We start from the raw sequence: 9412 nt of genomic DNA on the forward strand, positions 1-9412 counted from the left end.
CAGGCGATCGAGGCGCAGCCGTCCTCTGGCCAGATCAGCCAAAAGAGAGGCCGTGGGTCGCGCGCCGAACAGCATCCTCGGGAGAAGTCGTGGCCAACCTGAAGGGACCTGCGCAAGAGGACCGGCATTACGGGCGAAGAGACGGCGGTCGTGGCGTAGAAAAAGGACGGCATCGTCTCAGCCCAACCGGTCGCAGACAGCGCGCCTCGCCTGCCTCCTGTCGTCTGCGCCAGAGGAACGGCCCACTCGAAGTGGTCATAGAGGGCTGCGTTCGCCTGTCGCGTCGAGACGAGCGTTCACCGCCCCCATCTCGCCAACCTGTTCGATGATTGGCGACGCAAAGAGCGTCAGCGACCCTGGTCGTGCAGCCGCCCGTCAGCAGGCGAGCAAGCGCCCCCGGTACCTTGCCCGTCCGGCGGCGTGACAAACAGCGCCATGCGCGAGAAGGCCGTGCAGCCAGAGAGAACGGCGCCGATCACGGCGAATGCCGTCTGCCACCCGCTGCTGGACATGCCGATTCCGGCAAGCGCAAACGACACCTGGTAGCCGGCGACCGTTGCCGGCACGGCGTAGAGCAGGCCGATGATGATGCGGATCAGCGGTTTACGGGCAGTGGCGAAGGCCATCTGCCCGAGCGCCAAGGTCGCGCCACCTGCAAGGAATCCCACGACGAGCCCACCGATGACACCAGCACCGCTTTGAAGGGCAGCGAGGCCTGCTGTCAGTCCGGCGAGGAAAGGGAGCGCGTAAACCGCGAGCGTGAACAGCAGCCAGCAGAAGAAGCCGAGGCCGAAAATGCTGAGAACGATGCCAACGCCAAGCATGGTGGAACTCCGTGACAAAGGTCGAACGGTTGCGCCTTCCACCACCACCATGGCGCGATCGATTAACTTTCGGATGTGAAGTTGGCCAAAAGGCGGCGCTTTGCGCACCGCCCGAGCCGAAGCGAGCACCGCCGTTCCCTGGCATCGTTCTAGAGCAGCCCAAGCGACCGGAACGAGGCATGGGTTCCGTGCCCGATCACGACGTGGTCGTGCAGCTCGATCTCAAGAGCCTTGGCGGCTGCTTTCAATTCGCGCGTCATCTCGATGTCGGCCCGGGACGGCTTGGGATCGCCACTTGGATGGTTATGGACCGCGATCAGCGCAGCGGCGTTGAGAGTCAAGGCACGCTTCAGGACCTCGCGCGGGTAAACCGGCGTGTGATTGACCGTGCCGCGCTGCTGCACCTCGTCGGCGATGAGATTGTTCTTGGTATCAAGAAACAGGATTCGAAACTGCTCGACTTGGTCATAAGCCATTGCCGCCTGCAGGTAGGCGATCAGCGCCTGCCAGTTGCCGAGCACCGGTCGCCGGCGCACCTCGGCTCTGGCCATGCGGCACGCGATCTCCCGGACAAGCCGAAACGCGGCGATGTCACGGCCCGTCAGTCCGAATGCGCGAAGCTGCGCCGCTTCGGCGGCGATGACATGGCCAATGCTGGGAAAGTGCTGCAAGAGGGCATCAGCTCGCGCGCTGCCTTGCGATGTAGCCAGTAGTCCGGTGAGCAAGTCCTGCTCTGTCGACGGCAGAACGGCAAGATTGCCGTTCATGGCGGGACCTTGGCTCGGCGACGCTGATGCAGAAGTCAAAGATGAAGCAGACATGGATCGTGTCCCGGAGAGCAGGAAGGGGCGAGCCGCCGCCCGCTCTCTCTGAAGGCCCAGCGGCTCACCCGCTCCCGGCCTTCCTCTTGCTCTCACGGGTCCGGCTATTCCCCGAGGGCGAAGGGAAGAGGTGGCGCTCACGCGCCACCCGATCCGAACCGCCAGACGGGAATGCCGAGCTTGCGTGCCTTGTCGCCGAGATTCTCCTGGATGCCCGAGCCCGGGAACACGATGACGCCGATCGGCAGGACCTCCAGGATCTGGTCGTTGCGCTTGAACGGTGCGGCCTTGGCATGACGGGTCCAGTCCGGCTTGAACGGAACGTGCGTCACCTTGCGGCTGTCGGCCCAGCGGGCAGCAATGCGCTCGGCGCCGGTCGGCGAGCCGCCGTGGAGCAGGACCATGCCGGGATGCTTCGCATGGACCTTGTCGAGCGTGGCCCAGATGAGTTGATGGTCGTTGAAGTCGGCACCGCCGGTGAAGGCGATCTTGGGACCAGCCGGCACCAGCAGCTCGGTCTCGGCGCGACGACGAGCGGCCAGGAACTCGCGGCTGTCAATCATCGCGGCGGTGAGAGCCCGATGGTTGACCATCGAGCCGGTGCGCGGCCGCCAGGTTGATCCGGTGTGGACCTCGAAGCGGTCGGCAGCTTGGTCGCGAAAGAGCTCCATGGCATTGCGGCGCTCGATCAGGGTCAGGCCCTCGGCCACGAGGCGCTCCAGCTCGACCGAGCGGATCTCCGAGCCGTTCTGCTCCTTCTGGCTGCGCCGCTGCGCTTGCTCGTTGCCGTCGAGTTCGCGCTCGATCCGGTCGACGGCGCGATGGAACAGGTTGGCGGTCGACCACAGAAGGTCCTCCAGGTCGGGCTCGAGGCGGGTATCGCTCAGCGTCGATACCAGTGCGTCGAAGATGTCGACGACGGCGCCGGTGATGACGTTGGCTTCCGGCAGCGGCCGGGGGTCGGGCTCGTCCTGGAAGGGGCGGTGGCCAAAGAGCTGCAGCTCGGTGAGGACGTGATCGGTCGGAGATGTGTCGTGCACGGGCTCGAAGTCGGGATCGCCGTTGGTCGCCATGATGCTGTCCTTTGTCGGATCGGCCGCGCCCATCGCGGCCTTCGTGGGCGTCGACAGACGGCGGGCGGACCGGTCCCGCACCGCGCTTGCGGCCGGAGCGCAGCGGAGGACGGCGGGCCGAGGCTTTCTTGCCTCGCGAGGAATGCCGGCTTTAGCCGGCAGGGGAAGAAAGCCGCAGGACCGCCGTTGCGGGGCCGGGCCGGCTGCCGTCCGATCGCCCCTCTAGAAGGCCGGGGCGCGCTCCCGTCCGAAGGGCAGCAGAGTGATCGACGATGAAGAGATTCGCCGTGCCCGTGCTTATCCCGTCACGGCCGAGGCCAGGAAACGCTCCACATCCTGCGGGACGAGCTGCCGGCGCACCGATGCCCTGAGCCCTTCGATTCTGAGGCGGCGGAGATCGTCATTGAAGTCGTCGAAGCAGGGCGACAGGACGAACGGCGCGATCCCGGCGGCGTCCGCGCGGTTGCACAGGGTGGCCATCGCAGCATCGCCGGCCGGGTCGGCATCGCGAGCGACATAGAGACGGCGCAGTGTCGGCGGAAGCAGCAAAGAGGCGAGGTGGTTGGCCGAGAGTGCTGCCACCATCGGCAGAGTCGGCAGGATCATGCGCAGGGACAGCATGGTCTCGATGCCCTCCCCGGCGGCCATCACGTCGCAGGCCATGCCGAAGCGGACACCGTGCCCGAGAAGATGGCCCATGGCCCGTCGCGGTGAAGCGATCGGCGCCTTGTCATGGCCTGACGGATCGAGCCAGGTCCGATGTGCTCCGGTGATGCTGCCCTTGAGATCGCTCACTGGCGCGATCAGTGCCGGCCAGGTCTCGGTCGGGCTGTGCTCGTCGGGCCGATAGTAGCAGCGTGGATGGAAGCGTAGCGGGTCATCGTGAGCCACGGTTGTGATTCCGCGACGATGCAGGTAGGCGTGCGCCAAGGTGCCCGTGATCGGCCGGGACATGGCGTAGAGACGCCGCGCGGACTCGGGCGAACCCCGCGGCACCGGCAGCCGATCCTGCCGTGGTGGGAGCGGGTCCGGCGGCAGGGCGAGGAACACCCGCGCCTCTTCCAAGGTATCGCGCAGGCGGTGGAAGCCGCGATTGAGGGCGATCAGGTCCAGAAGATCGCCATGCTGCCCCGTGGCCGAGTCGGTCCAATGCCCGGCAGCACCCTTGCCATGGTCCGGGCCGCTCAGGCGCACGAACAGGCTGCGGCCCCGTGTGTTGGCGACATCGCCAACCAGCCAGTAGCGGCCCTCGCGACGGCCGTTCGAGAGGTAATGACGGCACACCGCCTCGGCATTGCGCGCGAGGCGGCGGGCCAGGTCCGCGGCGTGCGACGGCATGAATGCCTCCTCACGCCGCTGACCGATCGGCGATGCGCACGATCGGGTAGCGTTCCATCAACGCGGCGAGGATCGAGGGGCCGGCAGTGCCCGTCGGCACGAACAGGCGGAGCTTCCAGGCGATGATCTCGGACATCAACCCCATCGCCTTCAGGCGATCCACCATGCCGTCGGTGAAACCGCCCAGCTCCACCCGGAACAGACCCATCACCTTGGCGCGGCGAAGTGACAGCCCGTCCTGCAGCTCGAGGATGGTTCGGCCGTCGAGCACGGCGGTCCAGGCATCCGCCGGTGTAATGTTCACGCCATCGGCGCTGACGGCCTGCGCCACCCAGGCTGGCGAGACCAAGCGGCCGATCACACGCTCGCCGGCATCGGTCTGCAGGCGGTAGACCCGCATGGACTCGTCCGGCAGGCGCTTCCAGATCGGCAGCAGCAGGCCGGTGACGATATGGAGCTCGCTCTCCGTGTAAGGAGGTATCTCGGCGAGCTCCCGTGCCCAGGCTTGGGCAAACGCAGCTCGATCCGACCGTTGCCAGTGCGACTGCTCGAGGGCCGCCACCGAAAGGGCTGTCCGCTCCATCGGACGCACGAGCCGGACGCGGCGCTCGACCTCGCCGTCGTCCAGCATGACGCTGGGCGCCGGCACCTGCACCGCCGCCCGGCCCGACTGCGCATTGACGAGCAGGACCGCGCGAGGATCGCCAGCCCGGTCCAATGCCTCGGCCAGGGCGAGAGGCTGGTTGCATTCTCGGCGGCGGACTGTGAACACCTGCGTCTCGGCGCCGGTCGTCGGATGGACATGGACCACCTGGCGCTGGGTCACCGTCAGGCTCTCGGCCGTCAGCGTCTCGACGCCGACATCATAACTGCCCGAGGCCCGTGCACCCTCGATCTTCGCGCGCAGCAGGTCTTCGAACACGCCGAACAGCGTGTTCTGCAAGCCGATGGTGAGCGCCAGCAGTCGATTGAGGAATGTCGTGATCGGCGGCAGCTCCTCGCGAAGGCTGCCGTCCTGATCGGTCAGATGCAGGCCGGTCGCCGCCTGAAAGGCTTCCAGCGAGCAGGCCTCGACCTTACCGGCGAACAGCAGCAGGTAGAGCTGACGCAGCGCCGCCCGGCCGTAGGGCGATTCGAGATTGTCGTCGGCCCGGAACAGGCCCTGCCCACCGGTCTGGCGCTGGCCCTTGGTGATGGCGCCCAAGGTGTCGAGCCGGCCGGCGATGGTCGACAGGAAGCGCTTCTCGGCCTTCACGTCGGTGGCGATCGGCCGGAACAGGGGCGGTTGGGCCTGGTTGGTGCGGTTGCTGCGTCCCAGGCCCTGGATGGCCGTGTCGGCCTTCCAGCCCGCCTCCAGCAGGTAATGGACGCGCAGCCGCTGATTCCGGGCCGAAAGGTCGGCATGGTAGGAACGGCCGGTGCCTCCGGCATCGCTGAACACCAGGATGCGCTTGTCGTCGTCCATGAAGGCCTGCGCCTCGGCGAGGTTGGCAGAGCCTGGGCGGTTCTCGACGCAGAGCCGGTCACCCTTGCGCACGATCCGCCGCGACCGGCCCGTCACCTCGGCCACCAGATCGGTGCCGAAGCGCTGCACGATCTGGTCGAGCGCGCCCTGGACCGGTGCCAGCGACGCCAGCCGCTCGATCAGCCGGTCACAACGCTCGACAGCGTCGCGGCATTGCACGGGCTGGCCGTCGCGATAGACCGGTCTCGAAGAGAGGTTGCCCTCGCCATCGGTGAACGGCTCGAACAGCTGGGTGGGGAAGCTGTGCGCGAGGTAGTCCAACACATACTCGCGCGGAGTAATGTCGACTTGCACGTCGCCCCACTCCTCGGTCGGAGTCTCGGAAAGCCGACGCTCCATAAGCGCTTCGCCGGTGGAGACGATCTGGATGACGGCGGCATGTCCCGCTTCCAGATCACGCTCGATCGCCCGGATCAGGGTCGGCGTCTTCATCGATGTGATCAGGTGCGAGAAGAAGCGCTGCTTGGCGGACTCGAAGGCCGAGCGCGCCGCGGACTTGGCCTGCGCATTGAGGGTGCCACGCTCGCCAGTGACGTTGGCAGCCTGCAGGGCAGCATCCAGATTGTTGTGGATGACCTGGAAGGCGCCGGCATACGCGTCGTAGATGCGTACTTGTTCTGGCGTGAGCGCATGCTCGACCAACTCGTACTCCACACCCTCGTAGGACAAGGACCGTGCCGCGTAGAGTCCGAGCGCCTTCAGATCGCGGGCCAGCACCTCCATTGCCGCGACGCCGCCGGCCTCGATGGCAGCCACGAACTCAGCGCGCGTGGCGAACGGAAAGTCCTCGCCACCCCAAAGCCCCAGCCGCTGGGCATAGGCGAGGTTGTGCACGGTGGTGGCGCCCGTGGCGGACACATAAACGACGCGGGCATTGGGCAGCGCATGCTGCAGGCGCAGGCCGGCACGGCCCTGATGGGAGGGCGCCTGGTCGCCGCGCTCACCCTTCCCGCCAGCGGCATTGGCCATGGCATGGCTCTCGTCGAACACGATCACTCCATCGAAGTTCGATCCCAGCCAATCGACGATCTGCCGGACCCGCGAAACCCTTTCCTCGCGCGCATCGGTCCGTAGCGTGGCGTAGGTGGCAAAAAGGATGCCCTGTTCAAGGCGGATCGGAGTGCCCTGACGGAAGCGGGTGAGCGACGTCACCAGCAGCCGTTCCATGCCGAGCGCCGACCAGTCGCGCTGGGCGTCCTCGATCAGCTTGTCGGACTTCGACACCCATACGGCGCGTCGGCGGCCCTGCAGCCAGTTGTCCAGGAGGATGCCGGCGACCTGGCGGCCCTTGCCGGCGCCGGTGCCGTCACCCAGCATCCAGCCGCGCCGGAAGCGCACGGCATTCTCGGCATCGTCGGGCGCTGCTGACACGACATCGAAGGTCTCGTCGACCACCCACGAACCCGCGAGATGGCCGCCGTGCGCCTCGCCGGCATAGATGACGCTCTCGAGCTGCGCGTCGGATAACAAACCGTCGCCGACGACATTGGCCGGCAGGAGCGGTCGATAGCTGGGCTTGGGCGGCGCGACGGACGCCATCGCCGCCGACTGCACGAGGCGTGTCGGATGCGGCTGCGCACCGGCAATCCGGATCGATTGCAGCTCGTATCCTTCATACAGCGACTCGGTGAGGCTGCCGCCCTCGGCCGGCTTCCAGTCGACGGTCTCGTAAGCGAGCTCAGTGCCTACTCGTTCAAGCGAATCGCCGGCGTTGGCGCGTGGCTGCCGTGCTGACCTCCGGCTTGACATGACCGTGACGGGAGGGACGGAGGCAGGAAACGCGGCGGTGCGATGAACAGGCAAGCGCGACGGAACATGCGACGTGACCCAATGGAGCAGCGTGGCGACGTCGGGCGCCATGCCGAGTGATGCTGGAAGCGACCTCGGATCATCGGCAGGTACGCGATCGATGACCGTCAGCCGAGTCTCGATCGTGGTGCCGTGACGGGCGTAGACACGTCCATCGATCGCTGTCGAGAACACCACGCGGCCGCGTTCCTGCAGACGGACGAAGGCCTCGCGCCAGGATGGATGGTCCGGCGAGAGGCTGGCGCCGGTGATCGCGACCAGGCGCCCGCCGTCGGCGAGTCGCGCAAGCGCCGACGAAACATGCCGAAGCGCGGCGTCCGCCGCAGTGCCATCGACATGCGCTGCGGCCGAGAACGGCGGATTCATCAGCACGACGCTCGGGCGCACGGCATCGTCGAGATGGTCGTGGATGTGAGCCGCGTCGTGACGCGTCGTCGCGACAGCGGGAAACAGCCGTCCGAGCAAGGCCGCGCGGGTGGCCGCTAGCTCGTTCAGGGCCAGTCTGCTGCCTGCGAGCTCGGCAAAGATGGCGAGCAGGCCCGTGCCGGCCGAGGGCTCGAGCACGAGATCGGCCGGGCCGATCGTAGCGGCGCTGGCGGCGACAAACGCGAGCGCGATCGGTGTCGAGAATTGCTGCAGCGCCTGGCTTTCCTCGGATCTGCGCGTGTGCGCGGGAAGAAGCGCAGCGATCCTGCCGAGCATGGACAGCTCGGCAGCCGGCGAGCCAGCGCGTGCCCGAATGGCCGGGCCGAACTTGCGCATGAACAGCACGGTCGCCGCCTCGCAGGCGTCGTACGCGGACTTCCAGTCCCAGACGCCGGCTGCGTCGGAGCCGCCGAAGGCGTGCTCCATGGCGGCGCGCAGCGTAACCGCATCGATGCGGCTGCCACGCTCGAGGTGAGGGAGAAGAAGGTGTGCGGCCGCGGCAATGCCGGCGGACGGATCCGCAGAAACGCCGGCGAGCGAGTGCAGCGGCGCGGGCGCGGCCGCCGATAGGGAGACATTCGACATGGAAGAGACCTCGGGAGAGCGGGAGCGGTCTGAACCGGAAGGCGCTCTCTCTGGACCCCGCCGGCTCAAACCCGTCCCGGCCGTCCTCTCCCTCTTGCCTCGCGCATCGAACGTGCAGAACGTCTCAAAGGAAAAAGCCCGGCACGGCGGCCGGGCTTATCCAACGATTGGCGGCGGGAACGCAGGACCGCCGAGGCCACCCCCGCGGTGTTCGCGCTATTCGGCGGCAATGGCCGGCGGCTCGGCCTCGTCCGTCAGGGAATCGTGCCCTTCGCCATCGGCGAGGAAGGCGGGAAGCTCCTCGGCCGACTCGGCAGGTGTGTCCGACATGTTCGCGCTGTCGGCGAGCCGCAGCGGATCGGGCAGCCAGCCCGTGCCGTCGAGCAGCCGCTCGGCCTCCTTCGCCATCTCGGCCTTCTTCAGGTGGTCGATGAGCTGCAAGGCCTGGTCGCCCTTGGCCTCTCGCACCGCTTCCAGGATGCGGGGCTTGGTGACGCGGCCGAGATAGTTGTCGACTGTCGGGCGCCAGCCGGCTTCCACCATGTCGAGGTGGACGGCGCGGGCGAGCCGATCGGCCTGGGCGATACGCTGCTGCACGCCGTGCGCCGAGACGCCCGGTCCGCCGTAGCGGTCGCCCTTCTCGTAGAGGGCGTTCACCCCGAACGAGACGCAATGCGCCAGCAGCGCAGCTCGGCGGCCGTCGTCAAGGGCGGCGAGCCAGTCCCACAGCGCGTGGTCCTTGGGCAGCTCGGCCTTCCAGGCTTCGTGCCGGTCGGCGACTGCCTTGGCCGAGGGGCTGTCCTTCAAATCGACCGCCTGGGCAGGGAAGAACACATGCCGCACCGAGGCTTCCAGGCAGGCGCCGGGAGCGCTGTGCTGGAAGGTGTCGAGGCAAAGCTTGTGCAGCAGCGCCGTGAGGGCGACCTGCGGATTGTTCGCCACCGCGTCCCGCAGCGCGAGGGTGCGATGAGCCGTCAGCTCGCTCACGAGCCGTTCCGGGAGCGGCTTGAT

At 67.5% G+C, this 9412-nt stretch carries 4 protein-coding genes and 2 pseudogenes; all 6 read right to left on the minus strand.

The features are described from left to right. Nucleotides 1-347: 347 nt before the first annotated feature. Nucleotides 348-824, minus strand: coding sequence for a hypothetical protein (locus EPO41_RS01710; RefSeq protein WP_296319595.1), 477 nt, complete (start codon nt 822-824; stop codon nt 348-350). A gap of 149 nt (nt 825-973) precedes the next feature. Then, nucleotides 974-1543 (minus strand): annotated as a pseudogene (radC, locus tag EPO41_RS01715) (DNA repair protein RadC); the annotation flags it as partial. A 239-nt stretch (nt 1544-1782) separates the two neighbouring features. Next, entirely contained in the window at nt 1783-2718 is a 936-nt protein-coding gene (locus EPO41_RS01720; RefSeq protein ID WP_296319598.1) for a DUF2493 domain-containing protein, read from the minus strand. Between the two features lie 297 nt (nt 2719-3015). Then, a complete protein-coding gene (locus tag EPO41_RS01725) occupies nt 3016-4056 on the minus strand; it encodes a toprim domain-containing protein (protein ID WP_296319601.1) in 1041 nt (346 codons plus the stop codon). A gap of 10 nt (nt 4057-4066) precedes the next feature. Continuing rightward, nucleotides 4067-8401, minus strand: a complete 4335-nt coding sequence (locus EPO41_RS01730; protein ID WP_296319603.1) for a strawberry notch-like NTP hydrolase domain-containing protein — start codon at nt 8399-8401, stop codon at nt 4067-4069. Between the two features lie 216 nt (nt 8402-8617). Continuing rightward, nucleotides 8618-9412, minus strand: a pseudogene (locus EPO41_RS01735) (DNA-binding protein); the annotation flags it as partial.

It is taken from the genome of Reyranella sp. (assembly GCF_004297265.1).
In the GTDB taxonomy this organism is placed as follows: Bacteria; Pseudomonadota; Alphaproteobacteria; order Reyranellales; family Reyranellaceae; genus Reyranella.

Bases quoted from the DNA above. Each gene is read 5' to 3' on its own strand.
- EPO41_RS01710 (WP_296319595.1), bottom strand. From the start codon at position 824: ATGCTTGGCGTTGGCATCGTTCTCAGCATTTTCGGCCTCGGCTTCTTC.
- EPO41_RS01725 (WP_296319601.1), bottom strand. From the start codon at position 4,056: ATGCCGTCGCACGCCGCGGACCTGGCCCGCCGCCTCGCGCGCAATGCC.
- EPO41_RS01720 (WP_296319598.1), bottom strand. From the start codon at position 2,718: ATGGCGACCAACGGCGATCCCGACTTCGAGCCCGTGCACGACACATCT.
- EPO41_RS01730 (WP_296319603.1), bottom strand. From the start codon at position 8,401: ATGTCGAATGTCTCCCTATCGGCGGCCGCGCCCGCGCCGCTGCACTCG.